Raw genomic sequence first — 15,262 nt, forward strand, 5'->3', positions numbered from 1 at the left:
CAAAAAAAGATAATGAGTGGTTCATCATTGTTCAACCTTACATTCTTTAGTCTTAAATTCAGCCATAATGAATATTAATGTGGTAGAATGCTCGACCTAATCGGGTAGCAATCGTTAAATTGGTTTCTACCTGTATGATTTTTAAACGTTATACCGAAACTTACCGTTGTGCTTATTTTTGCAGTTTTCGATCTCTATTCGTCAAATGTGAAATCAAATAGTGAGCTTCGGTATAAATCATAATTTTATAAGAGGATTAAACATGCGCATCATTCTTCTAGGTGCTCCTGGCGCGGGTAAAGGCACTCAAGCAAACTTCATCATGAACAAATTTGGTATCCCTCAAATTTCAACTGGTGACATGCTACGTGCTGCTATCAAAGCGGGTACTGAGCTTGGTAAGCAAGCTAAATCAGTAATCGACGCTGGTCAGCTAGTTTCTGATGAAATTATCCTTGGTCTAATCAAAGAGCGTATCGCTCAAGATGACTGCGAAAAAGGTTTCCTACTTGACGGTTTCCCACGCACAATCCCACAAGCTGATGGCCTAAAAGAAATGGGCATCGCTGTTGATTACGTTGTTGAATTCGACGTAGCTGACGATGTGATTGTTGAGCGTATGGCTGGTCGTCGTGCTCACCTTCCTTCTGGCCGTACATACCACGTTGTGTACAACCCGCCTAAAGAAGAAGGTAAAGATGACGTAACTGGCGAAGAGCTAGTTGTACGTGATGACGACAAAGAAGAAACAGTTCGTGCACGTCTAGGTGTTTACCATGATCAAACAGCGCCTCTAATCGCTTACTACGGTAAAGAAGCTGAAGCAGGTAACACTAAGTACCTTAAATTTGACGGTACTAAGCAAGTTGCTGAAGTTAGTGCAGAACTTGAGAAAGCACTAGCATAATTGGCTAACAGCCAGTTTTATAATTTGATATATTGGAAGCGACCGGTTAGGTCGCTTTTTTTATACCTGTTTTCAGCTTGATTCGTGTATGTAATTGCTAAAGTGATTGTTGGTTTATTCAGAATGAACAACGAGTCTGAAAGGTATATTAGGTGATCCCAAGAGTAACTGGCCAAGTATAAAGCTTTCCAAATTTCATTAATGGTCTCAGGTATCTATGGAAAACAAAAAAAAGCAGGGTGTGTTGTTGGTGAACTTAGGAACACCTGACGCAGCAACACCTGCAGCTGTGCGCCGTTTTTTAAGCGAGTTTCTACATGACAAACGAGTCGTGAGCCTCACTCGTTGGCTATGGTGCCCGATTCTTCATGGCGTGATTCTGCCAATCCGCTCGCCTAAAGTGGCAAAGCTCTATCAATCTGTGTGGATGGATCAGGGTTCTCCTTTATTGGTTTACTCTCAGCGTCAGGTGGCTAAATTACAAGATAAACTGCAAATGCCTGTGGCGCTTGGTATGACTTACGGAAACCCAAGCTTAAAAACAGGCATTGAAGCTCTAATGGCGCAAGGTGTAGATGAGGTTATTGTACTGCCACTTTACCCACAATATTCTGGCACGACGACGGCTGCAGTGTCTGATGGATTAACTAAAGCATTTAAGCAGCTACCTGTGATACCGGGTTACCGTTTTATTCGCGATTATTACAGTCACCCAAGCTACGTTAAAGCGCTGGCTGAGAGTGTAAGAAAGCACTGGCGTGAAAATGGGCAAGGTGACCACCTTGTTTGTTCTTTCCACGGCATTCCAAAGCGTTTGGCTGACCAAGGTGATATTTATCCTCAACACTGTGAGCAAACGACAGAGCTATTAGCCCAAGAGCTTGGTTTGTCCGCAGACAAGATCACCATGACTTACCAGTCACGCTTTGGCCGAGAAGAGTGGCTTAAGCCCTACACGGACGAAACGTTAGAAGAGTTGCCTAAGCGAGGTATTAAGAAGCTCGACATCATGGCTCCTGCATTCTCGGTTGACTGCTTGGAAACGTTAGAAGAGATCTCTGATCAATGTAAAGAGACCTTTATTGAAGCTGGTGGCGAGGCCTTTAGCTACATTAAGTGTCTCAACGACAATGATGAACACATTCAAATGATGGCGGAACTTGTCGAGATGCATCGCTAGAAAAGTGGCACTCATTGAAAAGGAAAAGGAGTGACTCAAAGAGCCACTCCTTTTTTATTTGTCGATGGTTTGTTGCGCAGTATTAAGCTAGCGAAGCTTGTGCATCAGTCTCATCTGACTCAGCTTCAACAGGGTTGCCTTCGACACCGTGCATCCAAGCAACCAGTTTATTTGCACATAGAAGCAGAATCACACCACTGATCGTTGCTGAGATAGCAATACCACTAAAGATAGCCATTGCACCTAGCTCACCGACGTGAGAACCCACCAGACCTGCAACATAGTTTGCGATTGCATTGAAACCAAACCATGCACCCATCATCAAAGAAGCTAAGCGAAGAGGAGCAAGTTTAGTGACCAGTGATAGGCCAATCGGTGATAGGCATAATTCGCCAAGAGTATGGAAGAAGAATGCGCCAACTAACCATAGCATTGAAGTCTTAACGCTCAGGTCACCACCTTGCTCCATAACTGCACCGATCATACAAACGAAGCCAAGCGCTAAGAAGAACAGAGCCATAGCGAATTTAACCGGTGAGTTTGGCTCACGCTTACCTAGTTTCACCCAAAATGCCGCGATAATAGGAGCTAATGTAATAATGAAGAACGGGTTTAACGATTGGAACCAAGCCGCTGGCACTTCAAAATCGCCAATCATACGGTCAGTGTATTGCTGCGTATAGATGTTCATTAGACCACCCGCTTGCTCAAAGCCCGCCCAGAATACGATAACGAACAAACCCATAATTAGGATAACTTTTAGTCTGTCGAATTCTTCTTTGGTTAGCGGTGCTTTTTCTTTTGACTTGCTAAGTGCTTTTGCGCGCGCAGCTGCTGGCACTGAACCAATATCACCTAACCAAGATTGAGCCATCGTCATTTGCATAACAAGGCTGATCACCATACCGATACCTGCAGCGAGGAAACCCGCTTTCCAACCATATGAGTCAACAGCAGCACCAGAAATTAGGCCGCCAAGCAATGCGCCTAAGTTGATACCCATATAGAAGATAGTAAATGCACCGTCACGACGGTTGTCACCTTCTTTATAAAGATCACCCACCATGGTTGAGATGTTTGGCTTAAACATACCATTACCGCTGATCAGAAGTGCTAAGCCTAGGTAAAGTGCGCTCACCTGGTCTAATCCCATAAAGCCGGTAGGTAGTGCTAAAGTGAACTGACCCAATGCCATTAACACACCACCAATGAGAATTGATTTACGTTGGCCTAGGTAGTTGTCTGCAATCCAACCACCAATAAGTGGGGTAATGTACACAAGGCCTGTGTAGATACCGTAGAGGTCCAATGCGTCTTTGGTTGACCAACCTAGGCCGCCATTGATTGTGGTATCTGTTAAAAATAGAACGAGGATGGCACGCATTGCGTAGTAGGAGAATCGCTCCCATAACTCTGTACTAAAAAGTAGAAACAGCCCTCTTGGATGGCCGAAGATGTTGTGTGTGTTTGGCATAAGTTTTACTAATTTTAGATATTAAAAGATTTTATAGTTACTCATGTATACATACCAAGATAAAAAGCTGCAATAGGGTCTTTTTATAGTGATGATAATTAAAATTTGTTAAGTCGATGATTTAATTTGTTTTTATTGGAAATGTTGGACGGTATTTATGTGCTGCAAACTAATTTTCCATTATTGAACAAGGTGTTATCGGTGGTTTTTTTATCTTGTAAGTAACAATTTGTGATTTGTAAGCGTATGTATTTTGCCCTGTATTTTTGGGTACGGCTTACTGTATAATTCCATGGCGGTTATCGAGAGAGTTATTTTGTTGATTAATTGGTCTGTTCCGCAATATTTCTTAATGATGGGCAATTCATGCCATTAACCTGAGTTAATCCAAATTTGGCTATGTTAAGATGTAAAAAAAATACAAAATGGCTAGGAAAATGAAACGTTGGTATCTACTTTACTGTAAGCGCGGAGAGCAACTCCGAGCGAAACAGCATATGGAAAATCAGGGGGTAGAGTGTTTCTATCCTCAACTTGAAGTCGAGAAAATTGTTAGAGGAAAAAAGAAGCGAGTCAAAGAACCGTTGTTTCCTTCTTACATTTTTGTTCGATTTGATTATGAACAGGGCCCAAGCTTCACTACGTTGCGTTCAACGAGAGGCGTCGTGGACTTCATTAAATTTGGTTCTTTGCCACACGAAGTTCAAGGTGACTTAATTTACGAATTGAAGCAGATTGAACGAGAGTGTCAGGGTTACCCAATTGATGACTGTCCTGAGCTCAGTACGAACTATCAAGCAGGTGATGTGGTTGAGATCTGCAGTGGTCAGTTCGCTGGCATCAAAGCGGTTTATCATGAAAAAGATGGTGAGGCGCGATCCATTATGCTGGTACAGATGATCAGCCAAGTGGTTCCGATAAGTATTGAGAACGCAGCTCTGGCAGCTCGTATTTAATCGGACTTGTGAATTTTAGATAATAAAAAAGGCGCTATGAGCGCCTTTTTTGATTCTGATTTTCTAGAACTAGAGATTTCTAGTACGAGTCGTTGTGAACTGCTTTAACAGCACGACCAGAAGGATCAGCGTTGTTCTTGAATGATTCATCCCACTCGATTGCTTTAGCAGATGAACAAGCTACAGATGGACCGCCAGGTACACACTCAGCCGCAGATTCTAGCGGGAACAACTCTTCAAAGATCTCACGGTAAGCGTAACCTTCTTTGGTTGTTGGTGTGTTGTATGGGAAGCGGAATTTCGCTGTTTCCATCTGCTGATCTGTCACTTTCGCTTCTGCTGTTGCTTTCAGTGTATCGATCCAGTCATAGCCAACACCGTCTGAGAACTGTTCTTTCTGACGCCATGCGATAGAGTCAGGTAGGTAGTGCTCAAAACACTCACGTAGGATGTGTTTTTCCATCTTACCGTTACCACACATCTTATCTTCAGGGTTTAGACGCATTGCTACATCAATAAACTCTTTATCTAAGAAAGGCACACGACCTTCAACACCCCAAGCTGCTAGAGATTTGTTGGCACGAGCACAGTCAAACATGTTTAGTGCTAGAAGCTTACGAACGGTCTCTTCATGGAACTCTTTTGCGTTTGGTGCCTTATGGAAGTACAAGTAGCCACCGAAGATTTCATCTGCACCTTCACCAGACAGTACCATCTTGATACCCATTGCTTTGATCTTACGAGCAAGCAGATACATAGGGGTTGATGCACGAATCGTTGTCACATCGTAAGTTTCGATGTGGTAGATAACATCACGGATTGCATCCAAACCTTCTTGGATTGTGTACGTCATCTCATGGTGAACCGTACCAATCTTGTCTGCCACTTCACGTGCTGCAACTAAGTCAGGAGCACCTTCAAGGCCTACGGCGAAAGAGTGCAGTTGTGGCCACCAAGCTTCAGACTGTTCATCGTCTTCGATACGCATTGCAGCAAAGCGTTTTGCAACTGCAGATGTGATAGATGAGTCCAAACCACCAGATAGAAGAACACCGTAAGGAACGTCGGTCATCAGCTGGCGCTTAACTGCTGCTTCTAGCGCTTCTGTAAGCTCTTCTTTGCTGGTTGAGTTACCTTGCACTGCCGCGTACTCGTTCCAATCACGAACGTAGTAACGTTGAGGCTCTGCATCTTTTGAACCGTATGAACAACCTGGAGGGAATTCGCTCACTGTTTTACATACAGGTACTAGTGCTTTCATTTCTGAAGCAACATAGTAGTTTCCGTGTTCATCATAGCCTTGGTATAGAGGAATGATACCGATGTGGTCACGGCCAACTAGGTATTCGTCTTTCTCTTCATCGTAAAGGACGAACGCGAAAATTCCGTTCAGCTCTTCAAGTAGGTCTGCACCCAGCTCTTGATATAGAGCCAAGATAACTTCACAGTCAGAATCTGTCTGAAATTCGTATTTATCTTGGTAACGAGCGCGAAGTTCTTTGTGGTTATAAATCTCACCGTTTACTGCAAGAATGTGCTTTTTATCTTGGCTGTATAGAGGTTGAGCACCACTATTTAGGCCAACGATAGCAAGACGCTCATGAGCAAGAATTGCTTTGTCACTTGCATAAATACCTGACCAGTCTGGGCCACGGTGGCGGAGCTTTTTAGACATCTCTAGAGCAACAGGGCGAAGTGCTGCAGCATCACTTTTTATATCAAGAATGCCAAATACTGAACACATAGAACTTCCTTTCAAATCATTTCCAAATCAACTGCATTCAATTTGCCATTCTGGTTAAAAAATGCAACCGGGTATGATGAAAAAAATTATATAAAGAGGGTTCTATTGGAAAATATTTAGTTTAATGGTTGTTTTGGTGAATTGAATTTAAATGTGGTGTGATTTTTAGCCACTCGTCTCAAATTATCGGCAATATTTGATTGAGAATAAGAGAGAGTGGCTAGAGTGAAATACTAGATTTTCATGATGTTAGGGTTCAGTTGCTCGCATACGTGGCGAGCAAAACCACTACCAGCTTCGCTATAAATATTGAACGCAGCATCCACACCATTTTCTTTTAGTGTTTCTAACTGATCTGAATATTCCGCGATAGCGGCAATTTGGCCTTTAAAGTTACGCGCTTTGAGCTGCTCTAATGCAGTCTGGTTACCTTGGTGGTGAGGCATGGCAAGAATGACGAGCTTAACATTGGCAGTATCTAAAATACGTTCCCAAAAATCTGGGTCAGTTGCATCGCCAGAGATAACATTGCGACCGTGGTTGCGATGACTGTGTGCAGCGTCTTCTCTTACCTCTACCCCTAGGCTGACTTTTCCGTAACGAGAGCGGAGCTCATCATAAGCACCGGTGCCAATTCGACCCATTCCAAGAATCAAAACTTGGGCGTGCCCCGGATCAATTCGTTTATCACGTTGGTTGAGTTTTTCTGCAGCATGTTCTTTTAACCACTTACCCGACTGTTGATACAGTTTGTGGCCAGCACGATTGAGGGGAGCGGCAATCAAGAAAGATAACGACACGGCAATCGCGACGGCAACCAAGATATCGCCCGACATCCATCCCATCTTAAATGCAAGACCGCCGACAATCAGGCCAAACTCACTGAAGTTGAATAGAGAGAGCGAAGCCAGCAGTGACGTGCGCACTCGGAATTTGAAGAAGTTGAGTACCCAAAAGTAAAGGAAGCCTTTGACTGGTAGTAGAAGCAAGAACAAGATCGCTAGCATAAAGCCTTGAATCGTCGGTTGCTCAGATAAGCCGATGTTTAAGAAGAAGCAGACAAGGAACAGCTCTTTTAGGTTGAAGAGAGACTTTGAAAGCTCTGATGCTTTTGCGTGTCCTGCAAGTAACATTCCTAAGATCAGTGCGCCGAGGTCTGGCTTCACACCAACAAACTCAAACAGACCGGCCCCGACAACTAATGCGAAGAAGATACCAAACAGTACCAACATTTCGCCGTGTCCAACCCAGTCGAGGACTTTGTAGAAGAATGGTCGTAAAAGAGGCAGTGCAAATAGAGCAATGGCATACCACTCAGGGATCTTACCAGTAGAGGCTGTGAGGAATACCACTGCGAAGATATCCTGCATAACCAAGATGCCAATCGCTAGCGTGCCGTACGTGGCATTCATTTCACCTTTCTCTTGAAGGGTCTTAACCGCGAAAACGGTACTAGAGAAAGAAAGAGCAAAGCCTAACAGGATGATCTGTTCATTCGACATTGCTGCAAGGGAAGAAATCCCAAGCAGCTTAAATCCAAACAGAGCCAGTGCAAAAAAGAGGGTTGAAAGTAGGTTATGCACTGTCGCGCCGGCCCAAATCTCCTTGGATAGCAAGGTTTTGATATCAAGCTTGAGGCCGATAGTGAATAACAGCAGGGTTACGCCGAGGTCGGCAAGGGTAACGATGGTGTCATTACTTTCAAAACCAAACGCGTTAAGCGCAAAGCCAGCAATGAGAAAGCCAACGAGTGGGGGAAGTTGACACTTTAAAGAGATAAAGCCAGCAATAAATGCCGCGGATAATAATATGAGTTCCATAACTTGTAGTAGTTGTTCCCTAGCTTATAAAAACGGGCCGTGTTTATCCAAACACGGCCCGCGGAAAATCAATATTGTTTTTCTTTAGTCTTCGAGTAGCTTCTGCAATAACACGCCGTTGAGCATGGCACGCTTGATCATTGCGAAGGCACCCATTGTCGGATGTTTATCGATCTCAGATGCTACAATAGGCAAGCCGCTATGGAAAGTCGTTAGAGATTGATTCTCTACATTGCGCTTAATTGCGGGGAAAACAATGTCTTGAGCCTTGGTAATATCGCCAGCAATGATCACTTTTTGTGGGTTAAACAAGTTGATCGTCATCGCAATGGCTTTACCTAGTTGGTTACCCACACGAACCAAGCTCTGTTTTGCAAGTTCGTCACCATTCATTGCATGGTCACACACATCTTGAATGGTAATGCGCTCAAGCTCGGTTAGAGAAGACTCGTAACCTTGCTTAATTAACTTTTGCACTCGCTCAACGATGGCTGGGTTTGCAGCAACGGTTTCTAAACAGCCAAAGTTACCACATTGACATTGCTCACCTAGTGGATCGATTTGGATATGGCCAATCTCACCAACATTGCGGTTATGCCCTAAGAACACTTGACCGTTAACGATGATACCTGCACCCGTACCACGGTGTACGCTGACTAGAATAGAATCTTGACTGTCTTGACTCGCACCAAAGTAGTGCTCTGCCAAAGCCATACCTCGAACGTCGTTACCTACAAAACAAGCAACGTGGAACGTATCGCGAATAATGTCGCTGAGGGCTAGGTTATCGATATCGGTATTTGGCATGTACTCAACCACGCCTGTTGTTGGGTTAACAAGGCCCGGTAGGGTAATACCAATCGCAATGAGTTGGTCGATTTGATACTGCTGCTCAGCAACAAACGACTTGAGGGTTGTCAACAAGCCTTCCATCAAATCAGATTGATCTGAGTAGTTTAAGTCTTCTTGAACGAAAGCCAGTTCACGACCACCAAGATCATGAAGGCTGAGTTGAATATAATCTCGACCCAGACGAACAGCGATGGAGTGAAAAGGCTCCACCTCTGTTGTTAGTGAGATAGCGCGTCTACCGCCAGTAGACGCTTGCTGTGCGACCTCTTTGATGAGGCCACGTTCTAATAGTTGGCGGGTAATTTTTGTAACACTTGCTGGTGCGAGTTGGCTTACGTCAGCCACCTGTATACGACTGATAGGGCCTTGTTGGTCTATTAGTCTGTATACCGCCGCACTGTTTAGTTGTTTAACTAAGTCTACGTTACCTATTTGTCCGCCATTCATACTTAATTGTGCTCGTATTGTCCGTTAACAACAGTCGCTTTTACATTGAAGTCTCTATCGAATACAGCCAGGTTAGCTACCATGCCTTTCTTAATTCGACCCAGCTTACCTTCCACACCCATCGCTGTTGCTGGGTATAGTGTTGCCATGCGCAGAGCTTCGTCTAAAGCGATTCCAGCGTGCTCAACTGTGTTCTGTACTGCTTCGATCATCGTCAGAGCTGAGCCGCCCAGTGTGCCGTTTTCATCAACACACTTACCATCACGGTAATATACTTTCTTACCGACAAAAATAAAGTATTCCATGTCAGCACCTGCAGGAGCTGTGGCATCCGTCACTAATACAAGCTTTTCTCTCTTGATTTTATGTGCAATACGGATGTTTGCGTAATCAACGTGGAAGCCGTCAGCGATGATGCCTGCGTAAACTTCTGGCGTATCGTAGATAGCGCCGACAACACCTGGCTCACGGCCTACCATTGGTGTCATCGCGTTAAATAGGTGCGTTGCGAATGTAATACCTGATTCAAAGCCTTTGCGAGCTTCCGCGTAAGTGGCGTTGGTGTGGCCAATTGAAACCACTACGCCCGCTTTGTGTAGGCGCTCAATGTGTTCTGGATCGTTCTGTTCAGGTGCCAAAGTCACTTTAGCTACCAAGTCACGGTTTTCACAGATTAGGTCGATCATTTCGCTGTCTGATTTACGGATATGATCAACGCTATGGATGCCTTTTTTCGCGACGTTAAGGTAAGGCCCTTCAAGGTGCAGACCAAGAGATTGGTTTTGGTACTGATTGTGGTATTCACGAGCTGCCGCAATCACGGCACGCATGTCTTCGTCTGAAGAGGTAATGAGTGTCGGTAGGAAGCTTGTACAACCAGACTTAAGGTTTGCGCGGTGCATGATCTGCATAGTCTCAGCAGTAATTTCATCGTTAAGCATCACACCGCCACAACCGTTAAGCTGTAAGTCGATAAAACCAGGGCTTAGGTTAGCGCCGTCTAGGTCACGAACTTCAATGCCGTCTGGCAGTTCACTAACAGGGCAGACTTGTTTAATCAGGTCGTTTTCGATAACAACTGCGTGATTGGTGAGAACATCACTACCAGTGTAGATTTTACAGTTACTTAGCGCGTACATAGTCAGCTAATCCTTATTTCGTGAGATCTTTAAATTTTGTTCGTTACCTAAATGTCGACTTAGTTTGCAAACATCATTTACGTAACGATTTAACTTTTTTGAACCGGCAGGCTTCAAAGTGAAGCGCGAATTAAGCCATTGAAAATACAGTAAACAAATGCGTTATAGCCATTCATTAGGCGGGCCTGTTATTGATTATTAGCGAGGCAAAGAAAGCGGATGCTACTTATGCGTTGGCCTAATGTTTAGTGTCGAATTTTATCTGTAAATCTTCATTTTTTTGAATGATAAAATAAGTTTTATGATCTCGCTAGCAAAAACCTTGGTATTTGGCAAAAACTGGTGATTAGGATCACAAATGGTAAGGTTTTAATTTGCGGAGCAAAATTAATTGAATACACTGATTAGGACTAAATTGAGCGACTAAAATAAGTTTCTCAAACGAATTCTAAAAATCCTATAGGGGGAAACAACAGGTGAATATTCTAGGATATGCACAGAAGCTAGGTAAAGCGTTAATGCTTCCTATCGCAACGCTTCCGATTGCGGCGCTTCTACTACGTTTAGGTCAAGGCGATCTACTTGATATTCCATTCATGGCGCAAGCTGGTGGTGCTATCTTCGGTAACCTACCGCTGCTATTTGGTCTAGGTATCGCAATTGGTCTTTCTAAAGATGGTAACGGCGCAGCAGGTCTAGCTGGTGCAGTTGCTTACTTCGTTCTAACTGCGACAGCAACGACAATCAATGCTGACGTAAACATGTCTTTCTTCGGCGGTATCTTCGCAGGTATCATCGCAGGTCACTCATACAACGCTTTCCATGCAACACGCCTTCCTGAGTGGCTGGCATTCTTCGCTGGTAAACGTCTTGTTCCTATCATGGCCGGTCTATTTGCTCTTGTAGCAGGTGCGATCTCTGGTGTGGTATGGCCTGGTGTTCAATCTGGTCTAGATGCACTTGCTCATGCAGTATCTACTTCTGGCGCTATCGGTCAGTTCGTATACGGTACTCTTAACCGTGCACTTATCCCTGTAGGTCTACACCACGTATTGAACTCGTACTTCTGGTTCGGTATGGGTACTTGTCAAGAAATCGTTGTTGCAGGTTCTGCAGGCTTCGAAAGCTTCAAGCAACTTTGTGTTGACCCAGCTCTAGCGAAAACTCTAGTTGTTGGCCAAGAGTACACATTCAACTTCGCAAACTCTGTAACTCCAGAGATCACTGCGGTTGTTAAAGAAGTAACTGAAACAGTGAAGTCTGGTGACCTACACCGCTTCTTCGGCGGCGACAAAGGCGCTGGCGTATTCATGAACGGTTTCTTCCCAGTAATGATGTTTGGTCTACCAGGTGCTGCACTAGCTATGTACCTAGCTGCTCCAGCTGAAAAACGTGGTCAAGTTGGTGGCGCACTATTCTCAGTAGCATTCTGTTCATTCCTAACAGGTATCACAGAGCCACTAGAATTCATGTTCGTATTCCTAGCTCCAGCTCTATACGCAATGCACGCAGTATTCACTGGTCTATCTCTAGTTATCGCTAACATGTTCGGTACGCTTCACGGCTTCGGTTTCTCTGCTGGTCTTATCGACTTCGTATTGAACTTCGGTCTAGCAACTAAACCAATGACTCTACTGTTCATCGGTCTAGCGTTCGGTGCTCTATACTTCTTCACTTTCAGCTTCGCAATCCGCGCTTTCAACCTGAAATCGCCAGGCCGTGAAGATGACGAAGAAGGTGCAGCAGCAACTGACGGCGAAGCGCCAAAAGGTGACCTAGCTCGTCAATACCTAAAAGCACTAGGTGGTCACGAGAACCTAACTTCAATCGACGCATGTATCACTCGTCTACGTCTAACTCTTAAAGACCGCTCAGTAGCTGATGAAGCTGTTCTTAAGAAACTAGGTGCTAAAGGTGTGGTTAAATTAGGTGAGAACAACCTACAAGTTATCCTAGGCCCACTTGCTGAAATCGTAGCTGGCGAAATGAAAGCTATCGGTGCAGGTGAAGACCTATCAGACGTTAAACTTCCTTAGTCGCTTTAGCGTAGAGCAAATCACTCACGCAACAGCCTCAAGAATTAAGTAAGTCGAAATCAAAGCCTCCCTCTTTTGGGAGGCTTTTTCGTATATGGATTCTGTCCTCGAAACATCTAGCGTTCTATTCTTCAGCGAATAGCAGAAATATTCGCAATAAACTGATGGTTCTTATTGTGTAAAGGCTAAGAATTGTGGATGATTAGCAACAATGATCTTTCTATCCTAGGCTTGAGATAAAAGGGCTGTTTATGGAACAGAAAGAAGAATTTTTCTCTGACAATACTAAATACATAGAGGTGCTATAGATGAGTGAAGCTGAGGCTCGTCCATCGAATTTCATTCGCCAAATTATTGATAAAGATTTAGCGGATGGTACACACACTAGCGTGCATACTCGTTTCCCGCCGGAGCCGAACGGTTACCTGCACATTGGTCACGCTAAATCTATCTGCTTGAACTTTGGTATTGCTCAGGACTACCAGGGACAATGTAATCTTCGTTTCGATGATACAAACCCTGAAAAAGAAGACGTTGAATACGTTGAGTCAATTAAGAATGATGTAAGCTGGTTAGGCTTCGAGTGGTCTGGTGACATTTGTTACTCTTCAAACTACTTCGATACGCTTTACGCTTACGCTGTCGAATTAATTAATAAAGGCTTAGCGTATATTGACGAGCTAAGTCCTGAGCAGATCCGTGAATACCGTGGCACGCTAAAAGAGCCAGGTAAAGCGAGCCCATACCGCGATCGCAGCCCTGAAGAGAACCTAGCGCTATTTGAAAAAATGCGTGACGGCGGCTTTGAAGAAGGTAAAGCGTGTCTGCGTGCTAAGATCGACATGAGTTCGTCGTTCATGGTAATGCGCGATCCAGTTATCTACCGTGTGCGTTTTGCTCACCACCACCAAACGGGTGACAAGTGGTGCATCTACCCAATGTACGACTTCACACACTGTATTTCTGATGCACTAGAGGGCATTACGCACTCTATCTGTACACTAGAATTCCAAGACAACCGTCGTCTATACGATTGGGTGCTAGATAACATCACGATCGATTGTCAGCCGCGTCAGTACGAGTTCAGCCGTCTAAACCTTGAGTACACGGTGATGTCTAAGCGTAAGCTGAACACACTAGTGACTGAAAATCTAGTTAACGGTTGGGATGATCCGCGTATGCCAACGATCTCTGGTCTACGTCGTCGTGGCTTCACGCCAGCGTCAATCCGTGAGTTCTGTAAGCGTATCGGTGTCACGAAGCAAGAGAACATGATTGAGTTCGGTTCACTTGAGTCTTGTATCCGTGACGACCTGAACGAAAATGCACCGCGTGCAATGGCTGTTCTAGATCCGGTTAAAATCGTGATTGAAAACTACGATGCAGACAAAGTAGAAACACTAACGGTTGCTAACCACCCGAACAAACCAGAAATGGGTACTCGTGAAGTGCCGTTTACTCGTGAAGTTTGGATTGAGCGTGATGACTTCCGTGAAGAAGCAAACAAGAAATACAAGCGTTTGGTTCTAGGCAAAGAAGTTCGTCTACGTGGTGCTTACGTAATTAAAGCTGAGCGTATTGAGAAAGATGAAGAAGGTAATATCACTACTATCTTCTGTTCTTACGATAACGAAACGTTAGGTAAGAACCCAGCAGATGGCCGTAAAGTGAAAGGTGTTATCCATTGGGTATCAGCTGACAAAGCACTACCTGCTGAGATTCGTCTGTATGATCGTCTATTCACAGTCGCAAACCCAGCTGCTGCGGATGACTTTGCTGCAACGATCAACCCAGACTCTCTGGTTAAGCTGAATGGCTTCGTTGAGCCAAGCTTGGTAGAAGCAGCACCAGAGCAAGGCTTCCAGTTTGAGCGTACAGGTTACTTCTGTGTTGATTCAAAAGACTCTAAAGCAGACGCGCTAGTATTCAACCGTACGGTTGGTCTACGTGATACTTGGGGTAAAACAGAAGCTTAATTGCATCTTCTGTTAGACATATTAAAAGCCGGCGTTGATGCCGGCTTTTTTACGTCTTGATGAAAGGAGATCAAAGGTGGAGGTTATTGGCTTAAGGCGCCATATCCTCTGGGCGACTGTTAGTGATTTCACCTGTGCGTGAGTTGTACCAGAATACGTATTCTGCTCGATTGGGGTTACGATGATGGCCAATCGCGGTATAAATGTAATAACAAACTGCTTTAGCATTTTCTATTCGTTGACCTTCTTTCGTATCGAAGGTTAGGTTTTGTCATCTCGAAACAAAGTCAAAGCCCTCGAAGTTATCTCTATCTGTCGTAACGGTGAGCTCAGTGTTCATAATCGCATTCCAGATATCAACACAGCCTTGATGACCTTGACCAATATTGTATGGTGCGCCCATAGGGTTGTTTTTGGTTGTACCTAGTGGGTAACCTTCGTCGTTGATATCGAGCTGAGGATTGCCGTTCTCGTCTTCACCAAACCCAGGTAAATCATTCATCTCAGAGCTGCCTCCGCCATTTACCAGCCATTTACTATGAGCGTAAGTGATAGCCGTTTGAAATTGCGACTCTGCGGCTTGGAATTGGGCTATTCGACTGTCGTTTTGAATGCCAAGAAACCGAGGTAGGGCGACAACCGCTATGATGCCAATGATTGCTATAGCAACGATCATTTCAATCAGTGTGAAGCCATTTGGAGTGGATGAAGTCGAGGTAATGTTCATGATG

Annotated in this window: 11 protein-coding genes; 5 read left to right on the forward strand and 6 right to left on the reverse strand. The window is 44.4% G+C overall.

The genetic code is table 11. From position 1 onward, the window contains the following. The first annotated feature begins 262 nt into the window (after positions 1-262). Together adk and hemH are read left to right on the forward strand one after the other, a co-directional pair. Positions 263-907: an adenylate kinase gene (adk, locus tag L1D60_RS12310; RefSeq protein WP_239841315.1), complete on the forward strand. Its 645-nt coding sequence runs from the start codon at positions 263-265 to the stop codon at positions 905-907. A 217-nt stretch (positions 908-1,124) separates the two neighbouring features. Beyond that, a complete protein-coding gene (gene hemH / locus L1D60_RS12315) occupies positions 1,125-2,087 on the forward strand; it encodes a ferrochelatase (protein ID WP_239841316.1) in 963 nt (320 codons plus the stop codon). 82 nt (positions 2,088-2,169) lie between these two features. Here the strand turns inward: hemH and L1D60_RS12320 are convergent, their stop codons facing one another. Then, positions 2,170-3,561 carry a peptide MFS transporter gene (locus L1D60_RS12320; RefSeq protein WP_239841317.1) on the reverse strand — a complete coding sequence of 464 codons (1,392 nt, stop codon included), beginning with the start codon at positions 3,559-3,561 and terminating at the stop codon, positions 2,170-2,172. 437 nt (positions 3,562-3,998) lie between these two features. On the opposite strand from L1D60_RS12320, the gene rfaH reads away from it, so the two are divergent. Next, positions 3,999-4,517: a transcription/translation regulatory transformer protein RfaH gene (rfaH, locus tag L1D60_RS12325; RefSeq protein ID WP_239841318.1), complete on the forward strand. Its 519-nt coding sequence runs from the start codon at positions 3,999-4,001 to the stop codon at positions 4,515-4,517. 79 nt (positions 4,518-4,596) lie between these two features. Here the strand turns inward: rfaH and asnB are convergent, their stop codons facing one another. The 4 genes from asnB to nagA all read right to left on the reverse strand — a co-directional run bounded on the left by asnB (position 4,597) and on the right by nagA (position 10,519). Next, a complete protein-coding gene (gene asnB / locus L1D60_RS12330; protein ID WP_032551843.1) occupies positions 4,597-6,261 on the reverse strand; it encodes an asparagine synthase B in 1,665 nt (554 codons plus the stop codon). Positions 6,262-6,494: 233 nt separating this feature from the next. Further along, complete coding sequence (locus L1D60_RS12335) at positions 6,495-8,081, reverse strand: cation:proton antiporter family protein (RefSeq protein ID WP_239841319.1); 1,587 nt, start codon at positions 8,079-8,081, stop codon at positions 6,495-6,497. A gap of 84 nt (positions 8,082-8,165) precedes the next feature. Further along, a complete protein-coding gene (locus L1D60_RS12340; protein ID WP_032551845.1) occupies positions 8,166-9,380 on the reverse strand; it encodes an ROK family protein in 1,215 nt (404 codons plus the stop codon). A gap of 2 nt (positions 9,381-9,382) precedes the next feature. Beyond that, on the reverse strand, positions 9,383-10,519 hold the full coding sequence (gene nagA / locus L1D60_RS12345) for an N-acetylglucosamine-6-phosphate deacetylase (protein WP_239841320.1): 1,137 nt from the start codon (positions 10,517-10,519) through the stop codon (positions 9,383-9,385). Positions 10,520-10,995: 476 nt separating this feature from the next. On the opposite strand from nagA, the gene nagE reads away from it, so the two are divergent. Together nagE and glnS are read left to right on the forward strand one after the other, a co-directional pair. Next, the gene (gene nagE, locus L1D60_RS12350; protein WP_345772871.1) at positions 10,996-12,555 is read left to right on the forward strand and encodes an N-acetylglucosamine-specific PTS transporter subunit IIBC; all 1,560 of its coding nucleotides are present in this window, start codon (positions 10,996-10,998) and stop codon (positions 12,553-12,555) included. 308 nt (positions 12,556-12,863) lie between these two features. Beyond that, a complete protein-coding gene (gene glnS, locus L1D60_RS12355; RefSeq protein WP_239841321.1) occupies positions 12,864-14,531 on the forward strand; it encodes a glutamine--tRNA ligase in 1,668 nt (555 codons plus the stop codon). Positions 14,532-14,802: 271 nt separating this feature from the next. Here the strand turns inward: glnS and L1D60_RS12360 are convergent, their stop codons facing one another. Then, positions 14,803-15,258, reverse strand: coding sequence for a prepilin-type N-terminal cleavage/methylation domain-containing protein (locus tag L1D60_RS12360; RefSeq protein WP_239841322.1), 456 nt, complete (start codon positions 15,256-15,258; stop codon positions 14,803-14,805). Between the last annotated feature and the right edge of the window lie 4 nt (positions 15,259-15,262).

The organism is Vibrio sp. Isolate30 (assembly GCF_022397975.1).
Taxonomy (GTDB): domain Bacteria; phylum Pseudomonadota; class Gammaproteobacteria; order Enterobacterales; family Vibrionaceae; genus Vibrio; species Vibrio fortis.

What these genes read in the sequence shown, in the direction of transcription:
- asnB (WP_032551843.1), bottom strand. Translation starts at nt 6,261, where the DNA reads ATGTGTTCAGTATTTGGCATTCTTGATATAAAAAGTGATGCTGCAGCA.
- adk (WP_239841315.1), top strand. Translation starts at nt 263, where the DNA reads ATGCGCATCATTCTTCTAGGTGCTCCTGGCGCGGGTAAAGGCACTCAA.
- L1D60_RS12320 (WP_239841317.1), bottom strand. Translation starts at nt 3,561, where the DNA reads ATGCCAAACACACACAACATCTTCGGCCATCCAAGAGGGCTGTTTCTA.
- L1D60_RS12335 (WP_239841319.1), bottom strand. Translation starts at nt 8,081, where the DNA reads ATGGAACTCATATTATTATCCGCGGCATTTATTGCTGGCTTTATCTCT.
- L1D60_RS12360 (WP_239841322.1), bottom strand. Translation starts at nt 15,258, where the DNA reads ATGAACATTACCTCGACTTCATCCACTCCAAATGGCTTCACACTGATT.
- rfaH (WP_239841318.1), top strand. Translation starts at nt 3,999, where the DNA reads ATGAAACGTTGGTATCTACTTTACTGTAAGCGCGGAGAGCAACTCCGA.
- L1D60_RS12340 (WP_032551845.1), bottom strand. Translation starts at nt 9,380, where the DNA reads ATGAATGGCGGACAAATAGGTAACGTAGACTTAGTTAAACAACTAAAC.
- nagA (WP_239841320.1), bottom strand. Translation starts at nt 10,519, where the DNA reads ATGTACGCGCTAAGTAACTGTAAAATCTACACTGGTAGTGATGTTCTC.
- glnS (WP_239841321.1), top strand. Translation starts at nt 12,864, where the DNA reads ATGAGTGAAGCTGAGGCTCGTCCATCGAATTTCATTCGCCAAATTATT.
- hemH (WP_239841316.1), top strand. Translation starts at nt 1,125, where the DNA reads ATGGAAAACAAAAAAAAGCAGGGTGTGTTGTTGGTGAACTTAGGAACA.